Genomic DNA, 19507 nt, shown 5'->3' on the forward strand with positions numbered 1-19507 from the left:
AAGCAAGCTTACTCTTTAGAAATAAGGAATCCCCTTCCTTCAGGGAGAGGAGGATGTCAAGCTGTAATAGCCTGTTTACTACAGATAAAAAGTAATACTAACGATATTTTGCGCAATTAGGCATAGTACGCTCACTGGTTAACCGATAAAACAATGGATAGATTAAAAAGCAAAATTCGTGATATTCCAGATTTTCCAAAGCCTGGCATTATATTTAAAGACATTACACCACTTATTAAAGATCCTGCGACGTTAAGATTGACTGTACACCAGTTGTTACAACCATTTTTATGTCGGGATATTACTGCGGTGGCAGGCATGGAAGCGCGGGGCTTTATTTTTGGCTCGTTAGTAGCGTGGGAGTTAGGGCTGCCTTTTGTGCCCCTCAGAAAGCCTGGCAAGTTACCTTACGATGTGCAGACTGTGTCTTACGATTTAGAATATGGATCGGCCACTTTGGAAGCCCATACGGATGCCTTTAATAGCGATGATCGGGTTTTGTTAATTGACGATTTACTGGCGACCGGCGGCACGGCAAAAGCCAGTTGTGAATTAGTCGAGAAGTTGGGCGCTACCGTAGCGGCTTGTGCTTTTGTGGTTGAGTTAGATTTTTTGCAGGGCAGAAGCTTACTTAGTAATTACGAAGTTCATTCTTTAGTGCATTTTTAAAATACAGCACTTGGCTATCAGCGGCTACTAGCTTAACGCGGGGCAAAAAACAATAACATTCAAACAGGTTGGGCTGCCTGCTGTTTGGCAACCCAACCCAACATGACCAACTATGTTGTTAGGGTTTTATCTTGCTAGGTGTTTTTTCTAGCACTGTGCCACCGGTGGTTTTTACATCGGTAGTGGCTGTGCTGCCTGGTTTTACGGCAACCGCTGTTACGTCATCATCCAGCAAATCTTCGCCGTAGCCAGTTGCATCTGCATTGTCCTGGTCTTTGCCGTCAGTTGCTAAATGTTTGCGCCATTGCAAAAATGATTCACGGGTAAACACATAAGGGTCGAGCGCGGCTTCGTCAATAAATTTTAACGAGCCTTCGGCATTAGCGCGGGCATTGAGTAAATTGACTAATTGGACGGGTGCGCCTACATAACTGGCTGGATTTGCAGCGGTATCAAAAACTGCACCTGGGATGCCGCGAGTAGTCATAGGACCTAAAATAGGCAATACCAAATACGTGCCCTGTGGAACGCCCCAAACGGCCAGCGTCTGTTCGAAGTCTTCCTCGTGTTGCTCAAGGCCAACTTTTTTGGCGACATCAAACAAACCACCGATACCTACTGTTGAATTCATTAAAAACCGACCGGTATCTTGTGCGCTTTGCTCAAATTTAGCTTGCATAAGATCGTTTAATACGACATTAATATTTTTTAAATTGTTAAAAAAATTAAAGACTCCGGTCTGCAATACTTGCGGGGTTATTTTTTTATACGTATTGGCAACAGGTGCCGCCACATAGTCATCTACTTGATCATTGAATGTGTATATTTTTCTGTTAATATTTTCATAAGGATCAATTGTATTGGCTGCGTTTTGCCCAGGATGGGTGGTGGCGCAGCCTACCAAAGTGATGCTTGTAATTGCTAGTAAAAGCAATGAAAATCTTTGCAGAGTACGTGTACAATGCGGTGTGTAGAGGGTGTTCATGGCGGCAAACCTAAAGCATTAAAGTTTTGAATAGTTATCAATTTTCTCGTTGATTTTTGCTATTAAAACATCAAAACCTTCGCGTTGCAAAATGGTTGTGTATTCTGAACGCTTGAGTGCTAAATCGCTTACACCGTTAGCAATAATATTGATAATGCGCCAGCTGTCGCCTTTTTCTTTCAGCATGTAGTCAAATTTAACATCTTTCTCATCGGGAATAGACAAATGAGAATGCACTACCACACCGCCGCGTGCAGTTTGCTCCTCTGTATCCACTGCAAAAGATTCGCCAGCATAATCTTTAAAATTGTGCGCGTAAGAAGCCACGCTTAAGCGACTAAAGACATCGGTTAATTTTTGTTGTTGATCGGCGTTTAGTTTTTCCCATTCCTTGCCGACGACAATGCGGGCAATTTTTGCTAAATCATGGCTGTTAGCGACCGCGCTGTTGAGTCTTTCATAGCGCCCCGCGTAAGCCAGTTTTTTGCCATTTTTCATGACATCAATTAATTCGGCTTGAAATTTATCAACAACTTGTCTTGCTGTTTCACCGGCATTAGCATTTCCTAGTGCCGTCATGCCCAGTAAACAGACGGCCAAAAATTTCATGCTTTTTATAACCATAATACTAAACCTCTAATGTAAATAATCTGATTATGCTGAGCTATTATTCTACTCGTATGGGGATGCCGGCCAACGTTGGCAGTGTTTTTTCCGTGACATAACGCGGCGTAGGCTCTTCGACCATTGCGCCATCAGTTTTAGGGCCTCTGATAGATGTCCATAAGCCTTTTAAGGGATTTTTTAACATGTCCTCAACCGCAGTGGCTTCGTAACCACAGTGCGCCATACAGCTTGCGCATTTTGGGTTGTTGACAGTGCCGTAGTTTTCCCAGACGGTGGTGTCGAGTAATTCTTGAAAACTAGGCGCATAACCTTCGTCGCTTAACAAATAACACGGTTTTTGCCAGCCAAAAACGTTACGGGTAGGATTGCCCCACGGGGTGCATTCGTAGTTTTGGTTGCCGGCTAAATAATCAAGATACAATGATGAATGATTGAGCTTCCAGTTGCGATTTTTACCCAGTTTAAAAATGCCTCTGAACAGGTTTTTAATGTCGTTACCTTTAATAAATACATCTTGTTGTGGTGCGTGTTCATAACTAAAACCAGGTGCAATGGTCACGCCTTCCACGCCCAATTCCATTGCATAATCTAAAAACTCAGCGACTTCTTTAGGTGTTTCACCCTGAAACAAGGTGCAGTTAATCGTTACTCTAAAGCCTTTTTCTAAGGCGATTTTAATGGCTTCAACGGCACGGTCAAATACACCGTCTTGACACACAGAGGCATCATGACGATTTTGCATGCCGTCTAAATGAATAGAGAAGGTTAGGTAAGGCGAGGGCGTGTAATCGTCAATGCGTTTTTTTAACAACAATGCATTAGTACACAAGTAGACATATTTTTTACGTGCCACAATGCCGGCTACAATCTGTGGCATTTCTTTGTGAATTAATGGCTCGCCGCCAGGAATGGATACCATTGGTGCGCCGCATTCGTCTACCGCTTGCATACACTCTTCAAATGATAAACGTTTGTCGAGTATGTCATCGGGATAATCAATTTTACCGCAACCGGCGCAAGCCAAATTACAACGAAATAGCGGTTCTAGCATTAATACCAGTGGGTATTTTTTAACGCCTTTTAGTTTTTGTTTTATCAGGTAACTGGCGACAGTTAATTGCTGACGTAAAGGAACACCCATGACGATAAGACTCCGAAAATATTCAAAAAAACCAATGGCCGTCTCTCAAATGCGATAAACTGCGCCGTTTTATAAAAGTTTAGAAGTGGTGTATCTAAAAAACAACAATGCGACACAGTCAACTTCAGATTTATCGCAAGTGCAGGTATGTGATTTTTAAACACAGCGATATTTTTCACTAGAATACTATCTTTTAGATGGCGACTCCAGTTTTTACGCGTGTATTTTAAAAATAATTTTGGGTTAGCCTGTGGCAAGTTGATTTGTAAAAAAACAACATAACACGGTTTTAAAGCAGATTCTAATCGATTTTCAGGGTGGTGAGCGCGGTCAAAAATAAGCGAAACAACAATACTGGCAACAAAACAACATTATTTTGCAAAATACCAACAAACAGACTATTATTGCCCCACGCAGACATTGAAGCCAACGTTGTAAACTATAGTCAAAATCGCGCATGAGAAATATTCAAACATTCTTGGAAGATCCAAAATTACTGAGCCAACTCGCGGATGATGAATTTCAGTCCGTATTGCTTGAGGGCGTGTCCAGAACCTTTGCTTTAACCATTCCGCAGTTACCGGAAGGTCTTTATGCGCCTATTGCCAATGCGTATTTATTGTGCCGCATTGTTGACACCATAGAAGATGAAGTATCTTTGTCGCCAGAGCAAAAAAAGTATTTTTGTTCAGAATTTATCGACATTGTGCAATCGGGTGTTAATTCTGAGCCGTTTGCTGTCGAGCTTGCTCCGCTGTTATCAGATCAAACCATTCCTGCCGAACACGCATTAATCCATGTGTTGCCACGGGTAATTGAAATTACGCACAGTTTTGAGCCGGATCAAATTGCGGCCTTGGCCAGTTGTGTAAAAACTATGGCGGAAGGTATGCCGATTTTTCAGGCGCAAAACTTACACCATGGTTTGGCGACGATGGCGGATATGGATCGGTATTGTTATTACGTGGCGGGATGTGTGGGTGAAATGTTGGCCAAGTTATTTTGTCACTATTCGCCAGAGATTGCCCAGCATAAAGCGCAATTGCTTACGTTGTCGGTGGCTTTTGGCCAGGGTTTGCAAATGACCAACATTCTGAAAGACATTTGGGATGATGCGCAACGTGGCGTGTGCTGGCTACCACAAGATATTTTTACCGAAGCCGGGTTTGATCTTAAAAATTTAACCCCAGACACCAACGACGAACATTTTAGATTGGGTCTTGCGCGTGTTATCAGTATTGCCCGGCAGCATTTGCACGATGCGTTGCGTTACACCCAGTTGTTGCCAGCGCATGAAGTTGGCATTCGTAATTTTTGCTTGTGGGCATTGGGCATGGCCTTACTGACCTTGAAAAAAATTAAGCATAACTTAAATTTTACCCATTCCAATCAAGTCAAAATAACCCGTAATAGCGTTAAAGCCACTATTGTAACCACCAAAATGATAGGGCGTAGCAATGGTTTGCTGTCGCTGTTATTTGATGTTACCAGTCGAGATTTAAAAACCCCCGATTGGCATTATGTACAACCTGCCTCAAAAGCCACGCCGCTCTTTTAAGGACGCACCATGATTAACGACAACACCCACGAAAGTCTTTCTGATAACCTCGGTTCCGCTACACCGATACGGTCTAATAAATACCATCTTGATACCGCTATACAACATGCCCAAGACAAGCTATTAAGCCTGCAAGATAAAAACGGCTTTTGGGTATTTGAACTGGAAGCCGATTGCACGATTCCGTCTGAATACATCATGATGATGCACTATGTCGGTGGCATTGATACCGATTTGCAAGCCAAAATTGCGGTGTATTTACGCTCGCGCCAAGCGAAAGATGGCAGTTATCCGTTGTTTACTGGCGGTACGGGCGATCTAAGTTGCAGTGTTAAAGTGTATTACGCGTTAAAAATGGCCGGTGATGCCATAGACGCGCCGCACATGCTGCGCTTAAAAGCGTATATTCTTGCCCAAGGTGGCGCGGCCAAAGCCAACGTGTTTACCCGTATTACGATGGCCATCTTCGAGCAAGTGCCCTGGCGTGCGGTGCCATATATTCCTGCTGAGATTATGCTGCTGCCCAAATGGTTCCCGTTCCATTTGGATAAGGTATCGTATTGGTCCAGAGCTGTGATGGTGCCGTTGTTTGTCTTGTGTACTTTAAAAGCCACCGCCAAAAATCCGCATAAGGTCAATATACTGGAGCTGTTTGTTACTCACCCTGACGAAGAACAGCATTATTTCCAGAAAGGCACCTTGCTAAATAAAGTGTTTCTGGGTTTGGATAAATTGGGTCTTGCCATTAACCCGTTAATACCCAATAGCGTGCGCCAACATGCGTTGGGTAAAGCCAAAGATTGGATTACTGAGCGCCTGAACGGTGAAGATGGTTTAGGTTGTATTTTCCCTGCGATGGTGGGTGCTTACGAAGCCTTGATGTTATTGGGTGTGCCGGAGGATCACCCTGATGTAGTAACGGCGCGTAAAGCCATTGACCGTTTATTGGTGATTAACGAACACGACGCCTATTGCCAGCCGTGTTTTTCGCCGGTATGGGATACCGGTCTTGCCGCGTTGGCCTTGCAAGAAGCCGATGAAAAAGCTAATAGCAAAGCCCTAACGCATGCGTACAACTGGCTGAAAAGCAAACAACTATCGGATGAGCCTGGCGATTGGCGTATTGCACGGCCTGATTTGGCCGGTGGCGGCTGGGCATTTCAATACGCCAACCCGCATTACCCCGATGTGGATGATACCGCAATGGTGGCGGTGGCAATGGCGTGTTCAAACTTGCCCGATCTGGATGAATCTGTCCACCGTGCGACCAACTGGATTGTCGGTATGCAGTCCAAAAATGGCGGTTACGGTGCATTTGATGTTGATAACACCTGCTATTATTTAAATTCAATTCCGTTTGCCGATCACGGTGCGTTATTAGATCCACCGACTGCCGATGTCAGCGCCCGTTGTGCGATGCTGATGGCGCGGTTGGCCACTAAACACGCACAATACCGTCCGGCCTTGGAGCGCACGCTGGCGTATTTGCGTAGCGATCAAGAAGCCGATGGCTCGTGGTTTGGCCGGTGGGGTACTAATTATATCTACGGTACTTGGTCAGTATTGATTGCACTGGAACAAACCGACATGGTTAAAACCGACCCCATGTACACCAAAGCGGCTGCTTGGTTAAAAAGTGTGCAACGTGACGACGGTGGCTGGGGCGAAGACAATAATAGCTACCACGATGCCAGTTTGAGCGGTCAATACGGTTTTAGCACCGCGTTTCAAACCGCATGGGCTGTTTTAGGCTTGATAGCCGCAGGTGAAGTCCATAGCCAAGAAGTTAAAGCCGGTATCGATTTTATTTTACGAAATCAGCAAGCTGATGGCGTGTGGAACGACAAATGTTTTACAGCGCCTGGCTTTCCTAAGGTTTTCTATCTAAAATATCACGGTTACGATAAATTTTTCCCACTGTGGGCGTTGGCGCGTTATCGTAACGCGCTTGATAAAAAATGATTACCGGCATCGTGGTTGCTTTGCCGGAAGAGCTCAGTAGCCTGACCGATAAACGCATTGATAAAGGCCATTGTGTTTTTATCACCAAGGCGTTATTGGTGGTGTATGCAGGCGCAGGTTACCAAAATGCCAAGGCCGCTGCGGAATTGCTGATGGCTAAAGGTGCGAGTCGCTTGATCAGTTGGGGTTGCGCGGCGGGTTTAAACCCTATGTTGCGTGCCGGTGATTTAGTATTGGCAGACACGGTTATGGACATTGATCATGTTAAAATAGTCATCGATGCGGATTGGTATGCGCACAGCAAACAGATATTGGCTAAAGTGTGTGCGGTGCATGCGGGGTGTTTGTTAACAACGCCGCATCTGGTTGCGCTCAGTAAGGATAAAAAACAGTTGCACTTAAAAACCGGCGCTGTGGCTTTAGACATGGAAAGTGTAGCGATTGCTAAGGTTGCTGAGCAACATGGGCTGGCTTTTTTGGCGATCCGCGTAGTTGCCGATTCTGTCGATACCAGTTTGCCGCGTGCGATTGGCCAAGCGTTGAATGAGCAAGGCGATGTTGTCATGAAAACGTTATTGCTGTCTGTTGCCAAAAATCCTGCTGAGATACCGCGCTTGATTACGCTGGGAATGAACTTTCGTGCCGCTAAAACAACGTTAAAACAGGTTGCGGCGCGGTTAAATGACATTGTTGCGTTTAAATCTGGTGGCTCGATTAGCGCGTCATAAAGATTTTGTTGAGTGGTTGTCCCTTCATGAAAGGGCTTATTTTGAGGAACACATGACTTTCAGTATTGCCGAACTTTTTGCGCAGCATGCGACGGATAAATTTGATCTGTACGAACAACACCTTAACCAGCAAATGGTACGGGTGTTAAAAACCATCGGTTATGATCGGCATTATAAACGCGCCTTAGGCCAGTATCTGTACGACCAAGACGACAACGAATACCTGGATTTACTCAGCGGTTTTGGTGTGTTTGCTGTTGGCAGAAATCACCCGACGGTGATCAGCGCACTAAAAGAAACCCTGATGCTGGAATTGCCCAATTTGGTGCAGTTGGATGTTTCGGTACTGAGTGGCTTGTTAGCGCAAGAAATCCTCAAAACCACACCGGACAATATCACCAAGATGTTTTTCTGTAATTCCGGTACCGAAGCAGTAGAAGCGGCTATTAAATTTGCCCGCTACACTACCAAACGGCAAAAAATTGTCTTTTGTGAGCACGGCTATCACGGTTTAACTATGGGCGCATTGTCGCTTAATGGCGAAGAAATTTTCCGCGAAGGCTTTGGGCCGTTACTGCCAGGCTGTAGCAGCGTGCCGTTTAATGATCTGATCGCCTTAGAAAAAGCGTTGGCCGGTAAAGAGGTCGCGGCGTTTATTGTAGAACCCGTGCAAGGCAAAGGCGTTAATCTCCCCGATGCTAATTATTTGCCCGAAGTAGAGCGTTTGTGCAAGCAATACGGCACGTTGTTTGTCGCCGATGAAGTGCAAACCGGCTTAGGGCGTACAGGCAAATTTTGGGCAATCGAACACTGGAACGTACAACCCGATATGATTTGCATGGCGAAAGCCTTGTCCGGTGGCTTTGTGCCGGTGGGCGGGGTAGCAATGACGCAAAAAATCATGGATACCGTCTATAATCGTATGGACAGAGCGGTGGTGCATGGTTCCACGTTTGCCAAAAATAACATGGCGATGGCGGCAGGGTTGGCGACGTTGCATGTCATGGCAGACGAAAAACTGGTTGAAAACAGTGCTAAAATCGGTTCAGATATTATCGCCAGCCTGAATGCCTTAGCCGGTAAATACGAATTCCTGAAAGAAGCCCGTGGCTTAGGCATGATGATTGCTATCGAATTCCAGTCACCAAAAAGCCTGAGCTTGAAAGCTGCCTGGGCCATGCTGGAAGCCGCCAATAAAGGTCTGTTCTGCCAGATGGTCACTATCCCGTTATTTAAAGATCAGCGTATTCTCACGCAAGTGGCAGGGCATGGCATGAACGTGGTTAAGTTATTGCCGCCACTGAATTTAACCGCAAAAGATCGCGATCATATCGTGCAAGCGTTTGACAAAACCATTGCGGATACCCATCAAATTCCAGGCTCTATCTGGGATTTGGGCAAAAATCTGGCCAGTCATGCGCTTAAGAGCAAGAAAGCTGGCTAGGCGTGCTGTGTCCTGTTAAGTTTATTTTCGTTGCAGCCCTGTTTCACAGTGGGCTCACTCTGATTTTCTATCGAGAACCCCTTTACTAATTATGAAACCATCACAGACTTACCCATTGCTTGACAACATTACCTTGCCGGCCGATGTTCGCAAACTCGCCAAGGATCAGCTTAAAGCCTTGGCTAAAGAATTGCGTGAGTTCTTAACGCAATCGGTGAGTGTGTCGGGTGGGCATTTTTCAGCAGGATTGGGTACGGTTGAGTTAACCGTTGCTTTGCATTATGTCTTTGATACCCCAACCGATCAATTAGTGTGGGATGTGGGACATCAGGCCTACCCGCATAAAATTCTCACTGGCCGTAAAGATACCTTGACCAGCATCCGCACCCGTAACGGTGTGTGCGCGTTTCCAAACCGTGCCGAAAGCGAATACGATGCTTTTGGGGTTGGCCATTCCAGCACCTCGATCAGTGCCGCCTTAGGCATGGCCATCGCCTCGGAATTAAAAGGCGAAAATAAACATATGGTGGCCATTATCGGTGATGGCAGTATTACTGGCGGCATGGCGTTTGAGGCCATGAACCATGCAGGATCTATTGATGCCAATGTGCTGGTGATTTTAAACGATAACGATATGTCCATCTCGCCGAATGTGGGCGCGATGAACAATTATCTGGCCAAAATTCTGTCCAGTAAATTCTATTCATCTATTCGTGAAGAAAGCAAAAAAGCCTTGAGTAAAATGCCCACCGTGTGGGAATTGGCGCGACGTACCGAAGAACACATGAAAGGCATGATTATTCCTGGGACTTTTTTTGAAGAGCTGGGGTTTAATTATATTGGCCCGATAGACGGCCACGATGTCGATACTTTGGTGGCGACGCTGGAAAATCTTAAACAGATTTCAGGGCCACGGTTTTTGCATATTGTGACCAAAAAAGGCAAAGGCTATGCGCCTGCGGAAAAAGACCCTCTGGCCTATCACGGTGTCGGGCCGTTTGACCCTAGCGTTGATTCGTTACCCAAATCAGTGCCATCACCTCATCCAAGTTACACTGAAGTTTTCGGTAGCTGGCTGTGTGATATGGCGGCACAAGATGAACGCTTACTAGGTATTACACCGGCTATGCGTGAAGGGTCGGGCTTGGTGAAGTTTTCTGAGCAATACCCAACGCGTTACTTTGATGTCGCCATTGCCGAGCAACACGCGGTGACTTTAGCGGCAGGGCAGGCGTGTCAGGGTGCAAAGCCGGTGGTGGCGATTTATTCGACGTTTTTGCAACGCGCTTACGATCAAATGATTCATGACGTGGCCATTCAAAATCTGGACGTGTTGTTTGCGCTGGATCGTGCCGGTGTGGTGGGGCCTGATGGGCCAACCCATGCCGGTAGCTTCGATTACAGCTATATGCGTTGTGTGCCCAATATGTTGGTGATGGCACCGGCGGATGAAAATGAATGCAGACAAATGTTGTATACCGGATTTATCCATGAAGGGCCTGCTTCTGTGCGCTATCCGCGTGGCAAAGGCCCAGGTGTTGCGGTACAAAAAGACATGGTTGCGCTACCGATAGGCAAAGCGGAAATACGTCAGCATGGCAGTCGTATCGCCATTTTAGCCTGGGGCAGCATGGTGACACCGGCGTTGAGTGCAGGTAAACGCTTGAATGCCACGGTAGTGAATATGCGCTTTGTGAAGCCAATTGATGAAGACCTGATTTTGGCATTGGCCAAAACTCACGATGTGTTTGTGACTATTGAAGAAAACGTTATTGCTGGCGGTGCAGGCAGTGCGGTAACAGTGTTCTTACAACAGCAAAAAATTCTTATGCCGGTGTTGGCTATTGGTTTACCGGATTATTTTGTCGAGCAGGGCACGCGTGAAGAATTGCTGGCCGAATGTGGTTTGGACAGCGAATCGATTTTTAACAGTATTGAAGCATTCTGTGCCTAGATTGTTGTTAGTGCAGTTATTCTAAGCACGCGACGCGATGTTAGAGATACTGCAACTGCCCATACTGCAAGATAACTATATTTACCTGATTCACGATACCGAATCAGGTGAAACTGCTGTGGTTGATCCAGGCTTAGCACAGCCGGTGTTAGATGTGCTGGTGCAAAAAAACTGGCAACTCAGTTATATTTTTAACACGCACCAGCACTGGGATCATGTTGATGGCAATCTGGCCTTAAAACAGCAAACGGGTTGTAAAATTATCGCAGGGCAGGGTGATATTGATCGTATTCCTGGCATAGACACCGGTGTTAAGGATGGCGATACCTTATGGTTGGGTCAGCATCGTATCAGTATCATAGCAACGCCTGGGCATACGCTACACCATATCGTCTATTATTTTCCTGATAATAATCTGTTGTTTTGTGGTGATACCTTGTTTGTGATGGGCTGTGGCCGTTTATTTGAAGGCACGGCTGAGCAAATGTGGCTGTCTTTGCAAAAACTCAAAGCACTACCACCAGCGACACACATTTATTGTACCCACGAATACACGCAAACGAACGGCCAATTTGCTTTAACGCTTGAGCCTGATAACGTGTTATTGCAACGACGCATGCACGTTGTTAATCAATTACGTGCAGATAATCTGCCAACGGTGCCATCAACTATTGCGCAAGAGTTGGCTACTAATCCATTTTTTCGCGAAGACAGTGTTAGTTTACAACAAACAATTGGCATGTTGGCTAAGTCGTCGGTAGCAATTTTTACAGAGATTAGGCGGTGTAAAGACTGTTTTTAAATGCGTAACGCTAAAAATACGACGTATTGTTATGCGGCAAGGTAAATAAAATTCGCTAAAACCGTGGCTTAAAGTAACAAACGATGACCGTATAGGTATAACTACCTATGTATGATAATAGCGACGATGGTGTATATTCACGTTCTAATAGTCACGCTATTTTTAATGTGTTCTATATTCACTATACGTTTCATAACCATATAAACATCAAAAATTATGATTAATGTTTTGCTTGTTGATGATCACGAACTTGTTCGCACGGGTATTGAGTCATTATTGAATGCGATCGAGAATATTACCGTTGTTGGCATTGCTAAATCAGGCGAAGAGGCGGTTATTGCCGTTAAAACCTTAGATCCGGATGTTATTTTGATGGATATTAATATGCCTGGTATAGGCGGGGTAGAAGCCTGTCGCAGAATTTTGCAGCACGACCCTGAGGTAAAAATTATTGCCTTGTCAGTGCATAACGATGGGCCGATTCCGCACCAATTGCTTAAGCTGGGGGTGATGGGTTTTATTTCTAAAAATTCGCCAGTAGAAGAAATGATTATTGCCATGAACAAAATTATGGCGGGCAAGCGCTATTTGTGTTCCGATGTAGCCAATAATCTGGCATTTCAGGGCTTGCCAGGCACGAATGAATCGCCGTTTGCCAAATTGTCGCAGCGCGAGGCCGAAGTGGTCACCCTGATTTTACAGGGTAAGACTATACAGGAAATGGCGGAAATGCTGATTTTAAGCCCAAAAACTGTCAATACTTACCGGTATCGCTTGTATACTAAACTTAATGTTAAAAATGATGTTGAATTAACCCGTTTGGCGGTTAAGTTTAGTCATATTGACACCGGATTAATTTAGTCGCGTAATGCACGGCTCAGGTTCTGTCAGGTTTTGAAAACCTGGCAGGCCTGTTATTGAATCCATATACAGCGTTTTCACAGTTCAATAGTTACAGCGTAACCGTTCTAAGTTGAAAACGCTGTATCGGTGTCCCATTTAATTACAAATCCTGTTCTGCTGTATATAATTACCCCATCCCCAACGTAGCTAAAAAATCAAACGTATGTCAATGAGCCTCAGAAAAATCACCCATCCCGTCATGATTGGCAATGTAAAAGTGGGCGGTGGTGCGCCTATTGTGGTGCAATCAATGACCAATACCGATACCGTGAATATTACGGCTACAGTTAACCAGATTATTGAGTTGTCTACAGCGGGTTCGGAAATTGTTCGTATCACGGTTAATTCCGAAGAAGCGGCTAAAGCGGTGGCGGAAATTCGTAATCAGCTGGATAAAAAAGGCTATGACGTGCCTATCGTCGGTGATTTCCATTTTAACGGCCATAAGTTGCTGGAAAAATACCCTGATTGTGCGGCAGCGCTGGATAAATACCGGATTAACCCAGGTAATGTAGGGCGTGGTCGTAGTCGCGATCCGCAGTTTCAGCAAATGGTTGAATTTGCCTGTAAGTACGATAAACCGGTACGTATCGGCGTTAACGGTGGTAGTTTGGATCAAGCCGTGTTCACGCGTTTGCTGGATGAAAACCGCGCTTTAGCTAATCCAGAACCGTTACCAGCCGTTACTCGTAAAGCCATTGTTTTGTCGGCGCTGGAAAGTGCCGCAAAAGCGGAAGAAATTGGCCTGTCTAAAAATAAAATTATCCTGTCCTGCAAAATCAGCAATGTTCAAGAATTGATTAGCATTTATCAAGATTTGTCCAGCCGTTGCGATTACGCCCTGCATTTGGGTTTGACGGAAGCAGGTATGGGTTCCAAAGGTATTGTGTCATCTTCAGCGGCGTTGTCGGTATTAATGCAGCAAGGTATTGGCGATACTATTCGTATCTCTTTAACGCCTGAGCCAGGCGCTTCGCGTACCCAGGAAGTGATTGTTGGCCAGGAAATATTGCAAACCATGGGTTTCCGCTCGTTTACACCAATGGTTATTTCTTGCCCTGGTTGTGGTCGTACTACCAGTGATTATTTCCAAAAACTGGCGATGGATATTCAAAGCTATCTGCGTGATCAAATGCCAATTTGGCGCACCCAATACCCAGGCGTTGAGACGATGGAAGTGGCGGTAATGGGTTGTGTGGTCAATGGCCCTGGTGAAAGCAAGAGCGCTAATATTGGTATCAGTCTGCCTGGAACCGGTGAAACGCCGGTTGCGCCGGTGTACGAAGACGGCGAGAAAACCGTGACTTTGAAAGGCGACAGGATTGCTGAGGAGTTTCAAGGTATTGTGCAGCGTTATATTGAGACGCATTACAGCGTTTTATAGAAGGTTGAATCGTTGTCGACCAGCACAGAATTTGAAGCCTATATTTTAGATAGCTTAAAGCGTGTCGGCTCCATAAAAATCGGGCGATTTTTCGGTGGTGTCGGATTTTCCTGCCATTCGCTACAGTTTGCCATGATGATGGAAGACCGCCTGTATTTTGTCGTTGATGACAATACACGGAAAATATACGAGGCAGTGGGGATGCAGGCTTTTTCCTATGCTACCAAGAAAGGCCGCATTCAGGTGCGACGGTATTTTGAAGTGCCGGAAGAGGTGATTGACAGCCCTGAGCAACTTGAACACTGGGCTAAGGAAGCCATCTCTATCGCTGGTAAAACCAAAAAATCCAAAAGCGATACTGTGGAGTCTACACAAGACATTGTGCCGGTTGATTTGTATTCGATTCTGAAATGACAATAGCAGAGGTAATATGATTAGTTCTATTTATCCGGCATTGAAAGTAGATACGGATTGGGTTACTCGTGCTCACGCGTAACATCTTGAATTATTGTTTAAGGAGGGGCTATGCCATCTAATGCTGTGGTGCAAACGCGCATTGATAGCGTTATAAAAGAAGAGGCTACCGCAGTGCTGGCAACTATGGGACTTACTGTGTCAGATGCGGTGCGCTTATTATTGACCCATGTTGCTCATGATCATACGTTGCCTTTTGATCTTTTAATCCCCAATGCAGAAACTGTTATAGCTATGCAGGACGTGCGTGCGGGAAGGAATTTGGAAACTATCAGTCTTGAGCAACTTCGGGGTGAAATGCGATCAAAGTGAGAAGCCTTTTACGCCATAAATTGTTTATTAAAGATATGCGTAACGTGCGTTTGACTGACACGCAGTCTGCAAAGCTTTTTCTGTACGTTGCCGCATTGTTGAATGCTCAAGCATTACCGCCAGAAGCTAGGGATCATGCTCTTCATGGTGAGTGGAGCGATTTTCGGGAATGCCATTTGAGTGGTGATGTTTTACTCATTTATAAAATAGATGATCGCCAACTTCACCTAACCCGTTTGGGTAGTCATGCCCAATTATTCAAAAACATGTAAGTGAGGGAAAAAATATGATAAGTTCTATCTATGCCGCATTGTCTGCGCTATGGATTGTTTGGCTCTCATTTGGGGTTATTAAAGTGCGCCGTGCAAAGCAAGTAAAGCTGGGTGATGGTAATGAACCTGAACTTCAGGCGGCAATTCGCGCTCACGGCAATGCGACCGAATATATTCCTATTTCGCTTATTTTGCTGGTTTTATTGGACGTAAATAAAGCGCCTGGTTTGCTGATACATGTGGGTGGTTGTCTGATAGTAGCTGGCCGCATAGTACATGCAAAAGCTTTGTTGTCTGATAATTTGCAGTTTCGTGTGCTGGGCATGCAAATAACGCTTATTACGATTGTAGTGCTGGCTTTTGCTAATCTTATTTATTTTGTGATTGGCGTGTGATCAATTAACCAACATCCGTGCTAACGGATCATCTGCTGCAATGCGTTTTTCTTGGCTATTATCGCCAGTACACTGCTCAATAATCGTTACAACTTGGCTGATTTGCTGGTTGTGCTCTAAGCCAACAGTATTAACAGCATCGGTGACTTCACTATCAATCAGGGTAATCGCCGTATCCAAACCTTTCTTTAGGCCATTCAGTACACTTGTTTCCAGTGATGGCTTCAATTGTCTTTGCATAAACCACGGTGCTAGCCAGCTGATAATTACCAGCAGTGAGCTGTGTACGGCAAAATCAACCCCCAGATATTCCACATCGGTCATATTGCTTTGGTAATAGCCCACAAACACCTGATACGCCACCCAGCTAATTGATAACAACGGCAGGATAAATTCCAATACCCGCATCAGTTTTAAAAAACCACGTTGCAAGGCATTGCCAGGGTTTGCCAAGGCTTGTCTTGCTGCCAACTCACTTTGGGTTTGCACAATTTTGGGGGCTTTTTCACGTACCAAGGCCAATTGATTTTTCAGTGGTGTGGCAGGCAAGCCCAGTTGATCAGTATTATGAATAAACTGGTCGAGCGCATCGGTAAATCGCGCTTGTGCCCAATCATCCCATAACACCAGTTCGGTTTTTTCGGCTACCTTATTAACCGGATTACCGATTAAATTAGCCGCATGTTCGGCGTAATACGTAGCGAGTTTTTTAATGGGCCAATCGAAACCTTGTTGCAACAAGGTGGTGGTTTGCTGCCATTGCGTGTGCCACAGTGCAGGCGTTTGCTGAAAGGTTTTAGCCGTGCCCATCTGCTGAATGCTGTGTTGTAACTTAAGTTTTAACTCGTCTTTGCGTACTTGCATACTGCGTTGTTTGAGCTGCTTAACCGTATTGGTGTTGGCCAGTCCTGCAATGGTATTTTGCAAGGCATCAAACTCATCCGGCTGGCTGCTTTCTGCACAGATGGTTTTAAAAATAATTGGCGCAACAAAACCGGCTTTACCTAATTGCTGCTTAAAATCTTCACATTGTTCACTTTGGCCGCGATCCCATTGATTGAGCACAAACAGCCAGGCGTGGCGACCGCCTTCGGCCAGTAACAAACGCCAGGCTTTTTCATCGCGGTAACGTTCTGGGCTAACTACATAAATCAGTACGTCGATATGCGGCAACCATTCTAATACCAGGTGTTTATTGCTAAGCTCGGTGCTGTCAAAGTCAGGCATATCAATCCAGATGATGTCTTTTTTGGATTGATCATCGTGCTGGGCGATTTTAATGCGCTCTATCGGTAATTTTTCTGGTAGGTTATTAATGGTTACGCTGCTGTGATGGTAGAGGGTAACTTCACGCGAGGTGGGGCGCTCTACACCGGTTCTGGCCACGGCTCTGCCTGCCAGTCGATTTAATAGCGAGCTTTTACCTACGCCGGTACCGCCCATAAATGCCACAATCAATGGTCTGGCATTAGATTGATTAAATAACGAATCCGGCGTTCTGCCGTCAAAATCGGACAATTGTTCGGCACACAAGCTGTTAATCCAGCCTGATGCACTGGCTTGTGCCGCCCATTGTTTGGTTTTTTCGACTAAATCAGAGTAATCGTAAGCCATGTCTCTTTTCTGTAAGATGTACTTCAGCCGCGTGCAGCTGGTTTAAAGAAATATTGAAATGATCAGGGGCGGATAATTGCTCAGGTAAGGCCAGTAGCTTGTTGCGTAGCATATCCAGAAATAAACTTTGTTTAACAGTTGCCAGCTGGTTTTTCTTGAGTTCTGTTTCCAGTCGGCCCATATAACTGCCGATGGCGCTTTCTGCCATTAACGAAGTGACGGTTAGCATGGCGGGGGCAATGATTAAATCGTGCAAGCCAATACCCCCCGTGTGTAACGCCAGTGCAATGACAGCGGCATCGGTGGTGACGCGGGTGGCGCGTAAACCGTTTAATACCATGGGCTGTTCTTGTAGTTTTGTATACAAACGGTTGGCGGTGGCTTCAATATCATCTTGAAAATTAACATGATAGCTTTGTGCGGCACTGGCAAATTGTTCTAACAGCGCTGGGCGCTGGGCGCGTAGTTGTACCGCGCATTCTTTCCACCACGTTGTTTGTTTACTTTGCTCGGTGCGCTGCAAAATTTTATCAGTCATTTGGATCAGCGTGTGTTCACAAATTTGGTTTAATACCGTCACTTCCTGGCTGGTATCGGCAATATGCAACTTTTTGCGTCCCATACGGAATAGTTTTTTAATCGGCCAGGTTATTATTTTACGGGTGGTTGCCAGTATGCCGGCTAGACCTGGCACTTCCAGTAGGGTTAACAACTCGGCCATGGCCAGTTGAAACGTTTCGTAATGGTGCGGATGGTTGAGGAAATCACGCTGGTAGCTATCAACAGCCGCCACCAGGGTTTGATCCACCAAATCTTGCCAATCTTTTAAGGATTGATGTTCGGAAATAATCGGTTCTAGCCACGCAGGCCAGTATTTTTGTAATAGCTCGGTTTCAAAACGGTCGTGTTTTTTTAAGCTAACTTTGCTGGCCATTTGTTGCAGCAAGGTTTGCTGCGTGTCTGGCCATACCGGTACATTGTCTTTATGGTAATAGATTGGGACTACGTCGGGGAAGGCATCGGTACGGGCTTGTTGCCATTTTTGGCGCAACGAGTTAATCAATAAGTCTTCTGAGCCTTCGCTGAGTTTGTTTAAGCAGATAATGGTCGGTTGATGCAGATACTCCAGCGTGGACATTAAATCCCATACCGATTGGTCGGCGTATTTTTCTTTGCTGACCACCAGAATAACAATATCGGCGAGGGCAATCGTGCGAATCACGCCTTCGCGGTAATTGGCGGAATCGATCGAATCAAAGTCTGGGGTATCCCATAACACGGCATTGGGTAAGTGCTTGGACAGGGCGGGGCTTTCTGCTAAAGAGTAGCAATCCAAACGATCTTTGTTTAACTGCCAATGCTGTAATTGCTGAAAACGTCCGAAATAGCGTTGCAAGCCGGTACATGCGGTCAGTTTTACGCCATTACAAAAGCCGTGCGGGTGTACCGTGTAACCCGCAAGTGGGCTAACACCGGTTGCGTCTGTGTTCAGTAGGACATTGACCAGCGAACTTTTGCCGGCTTGTGTAGGACCCACCACCGATATTTGCAGGGGATTTTGCGGCGAGCTATCAATTAATTCGCCTTTACGTATAAAAGCTTCCGCTAACAGCAACTGATCCATACGCTGCTGATAAATCGTTTTAGTTGACTCATCGCCAAGTCGCGTTATAACAGACTGGTAGCGCCCTTTTAATAATTGGATAAAGTCCAGCATAAAAAATTAGCTTAGGTTTATAATTGGCCACCATTCTACTTCGTTTGGTGGTTCGGCGTTACATTCAATTATAACTAACAATACCATAAGATGGACAGGTACATAACTTAGAGGTTAAATTTATGAACAAACTACCCGCGTTATTGCTTATTTTAAGCTGTACTGCATTAATCGCTTGTGGAAAAGGTCAGGAAATCAGTGGCCATAGTATTAAAACAGCGTACAAATCGGTTAAAAGTATTAAAGAAAAATTGCCACCTGAAAATCGCATGGAATTTCAGGTGTCGTTTTGGACGATTCGTGATGCTAATAAAGATAATGAAGCTTTTTTAGATGCGGTTGATGGTAAATCACCACCTGAAATTGTGGCTACGGCTAAAGAAATTTATCAGCAACGCAAAGCCGCTGGTTTTCAGGCTTATGATAAATATTCTACCTGGGAAGAAATGATTTCCGAATTTGGTAAGCAACGTTTAGGTCAGGATAAGCATAAAGGCAGTACAAAAACCGAGATAGGTGGTCAGGCTGATAACGTGTTGTATAAATTGCAATAAGCTATTTTAGTG

Annotated in this window: 19 protein-coding genes; 14 read left to right on the forward strand and 5 right to left on the reverse strand. The window is 45.2% G+C overall.

Going from position 1 to position 19507, the window contains the following annotated elements:
• Positions 1-153: 153 nt before the first annotated feature.
• Positions 154-669, forward strand: a complete 516-nt coding sequence (locus CRENPOLYSF2_RS01345) for an adenine phosphoribosyltransferase (RefSeq protein WP_087142176.1) — start codon at positions 154-156, stop codon at positions 667-669.
• 118 nt (positions 670-787) lie between these two features.
• Here CRENPOLYSF2_RS01345 and CRENPOLYSF2_RS01350 read toward each other — a convergent pair whose 3' ends face one another.
• From CRENPOLYSF2_RS01350 to hpnH, 3 genes are read right to left on the reverse strand one after another with little or no spacing between them, the layout of a single operon-like run.
• The gene (locus CRENPOLYSF2_RS01350) at positions 788-1654 is read right to left on the reverse strand and encodes an MlaA family lipoprotein (protein ID WP_087142177.1); all 867 of its coding nucleotides are present in this window, start codon (positions 1652-1654) and stop codon (positions 788-790) included.
• An 18-nt stretch (positions 1655-1672) separates the two neighbouring features.
• Complete coding sequence (locus CRENPOLYSF2_RS01355; protein WP_272867677.1) at positions 1673-2263, reverse strand: ABC transporter substrate-binding protein; 591 nt, start codon at positions 2261-2263, stop codon at positions 1673-1675.
• Between the two features lie 58 nt (positions 2264-2321).
• Entirely contained in the window at positions 2322-3422 is a 1101-nt protein-coding gene (hpnH, locus tag CRENPOLYSF2_RS01360; RefSeq protein WP_087142179.1) for an adenosyl-hopene transferase HpnH, read from the reverse strand.
• Between the two features lie 457 nt (positions 3423-3879).
• On the opposite strand from hpnH, the gene CRENPOLYSF2_RS01365 reads away from it, so the two are divergent.
• The 12 genes from CRENPOLYSF2_RS01365 (at position 3880) to CRENPOLYSF2_RS01420 (ending at position 15610) form a co-directional block, all read left to right on the forward strand.
• Entirely contained in the window at positions 3880-4980 is a 1101-nt protein-coding gene (locus CRENPOLYSF2_RS01365; RefSeq protein ID WP_087142180.1) for a phytoene/squalene synthase family protein, read from the forward strand.
• 9 nt (positions 4981-4989) lie between these two features.
• Complete coding sequence (gene shc / locus CRENPOLYSF2_RS01370) at positions 4990-6942, forward strand: squalene--hopene cyclase (protein ID WP_087142181.1); 1953 nt, start codon at positions 4990-4992, stop codon at positions 6940-6942.
• Positions 6939-7670, forward strand: a complete 732-nt coding sequence (locus CRENPOLYSF2_RS01375; RefSeq protein WP_087142182.1) for a phosphorylase family protein — start codon at positions 6939-6941, stop codon at positions 7668-7670. Before shc ends, CRENPOLYSF2_RS01375 begins: the two co-directional genes overlap by 4 nt.
• A 52-nt stretch (positions 7671-7722) precedes the next feature.
• Positions 7723-9114, forward strand: coding sequence for an aspartate aminotransferase family protein (locus CRENPOLYSF2_RS01380; RefSeq protein ID WP_087142211.1), 1392 nt, complete (start codon positions 7723-7725; stop codon positions 9112-9114).
• Between the two features lie 91 nt (positions 9115-9205).
• The gene (dxs, locus tag CRENPOLYSF2_RS01385) at positions 9206-11068 is read left to right on the forward strand and encodes a 1-deoxy-D-xylulose-5-phosphate synthase (RefSeq protein ID WP_087142183.1); all 1863 of its coding nucleotides are present in this window, start codon (positions 9206-9208) and stop codon (positions 11066-11068) included.
• A gap of 37 nt (positions 11069-11105) precedes the next feature.
• On the forward strand, positions 11106-11870 hold the full coding sequence (gloB, locus tag CRENPOLYSF2_RS01390; RefSeq protein ID WP_087142184.1) for a hydroxyacylglutathione hydrolase: 765 nt from the start codon (positions 11106-11108) through the stop codon (positions 11868-11870).
• Positions 11871-12086: 216 nt separating this feature from the next.
• Complete coding sequence (locus tag CRENPOLYSF2_RS01395; protein WP_087142185.1) at positions 12087-12731, forward strand: response regulator; 645 nt, start codon at positions 12087-12089, stop codon at positions 12729-12731.
• A 205-nt stretch (positions 12732-12936) separates the two neighbouring features.
• Positions 12937-14157: a flavodoxin-dependent (E)-4-hydroxy-3-methylbut-2-enyl-diphosphate synthase gene (ispG, locus tag CRENPOLYSF2_RS01400; RefSeq protein ID WP_087142186.1), complete on the forward strand. Its 1221-nt coding sequence runs from the start codon at positions 12937-12939 to the stop codon at positions 14155-14157.
• A 12-nt stretch (positions 14158-14169) separates the two neighbouring features.
• Positions 14170-14571, forward strand: coding sequence for a TfoX/Sxy family protein (locus CRENPOLYSF2_RS01405; RefSeq protein WP_087142187.1), 402 nt, complete (start codon positions 14170-14172; stop codon positions 14569-14571).
• A gap of 111 nt (positions 14572-14682) precedes the next feature.
• Complete coding sequence (locus tag CRENPOLYSF2_RS01410) at positions 14683-14943, forward strand: type II toxin-antitoxin system RelB/DinJ family antitoxin (RefSeq protein WP_087142188.1); 261 nt, start codon at positions 14683-14685, stop codon at positions 14941-14943.
• Positions 14940-15215, forward strand: a complete 276-nt coding sequence (locus tag CRENPOLYSF2_RS01415; RefSeq protein WP_087142189.1) for a type II toxin-antitoxin system YafQ family toxin — start codon at positions 14940-14942, stop codon at positions 15213-15215. Before CRENPOLYSF2_RS01410 ends, CRENPOLYSF2_RS01415 begins: the two co-directional genes overlap by 4 nt.
• Before the next feature lie 14 nt (positions 15216-15229).
• Positions 15230-15610 carry an MAPEG family protein gene (locus CRENPOLYSF2_RS01420; protein ID WP_087142190.1) on the forward strand — a complete coding sequence of 127 codons (381 nt, stop codon included), beginning with the start codon at positions 15230-15232 and terminating at the stop codon, positions 15608-15610.
• Here CRENPOLYSF2_RS01420 and CRENPOLYSF2_RS01425 read toward each other — a convergent pair whose 3' ends face one another.
• The gene (locus CRENPOLYSF2_RS01425; protein ID WP_087142191.1) at positions 15611-17224 is read right to left on the reverse strand and encodes a GTPase; all 1614 of its coding nucleotides are present in this window, start codon (positions 17222-17224) and stop codon (positions 15611-15613) included.
• Positions 17205-18941, reverse strand: coding sequence for a GTPase (locus CRENPOLYSF2_RS01430; RefSeq protein WP_087142192.1), 1737 nt, complete (start codon positions 18939-18941; stop codon positions 17205-17207). Before CRENPOLYSF2_RS01430 ends, CRENPOLYSF2_RS01425 begins: the two co-directional genes overlap by 20 nt.
• 122 nt (positions 18942-19063) lie before the next feature.
• On the opposite strand from CRENPOLYSF2_RS01430, the gene CRENPOLYSF2_RS01435 reads away from it, so the two are divergent.
• Positions 19064-19495, forward strand: a complete 432-nt coding sequence (locus CRENPOLYSF2_RS01435) for a hypothetical protein (RefSeq protein ID WP_087142193.1) — start codon at positions 19064-19066, stop codon at positions 19493-19495.
• The last annotated feature ends 12 nt before the right edge of the window (positions 19496-19507 follow it).

Source organism: Crenothrix polyspora, assembly GCF_900163755.1.
In the GTDB taxonomy this organism is placed as follows: Bacteria; Pseudomonadota; Gammaproteobacteria; order Methylococcales; family Methylomonadaceae; genus Crenothrix; species Crenothrix polyspora.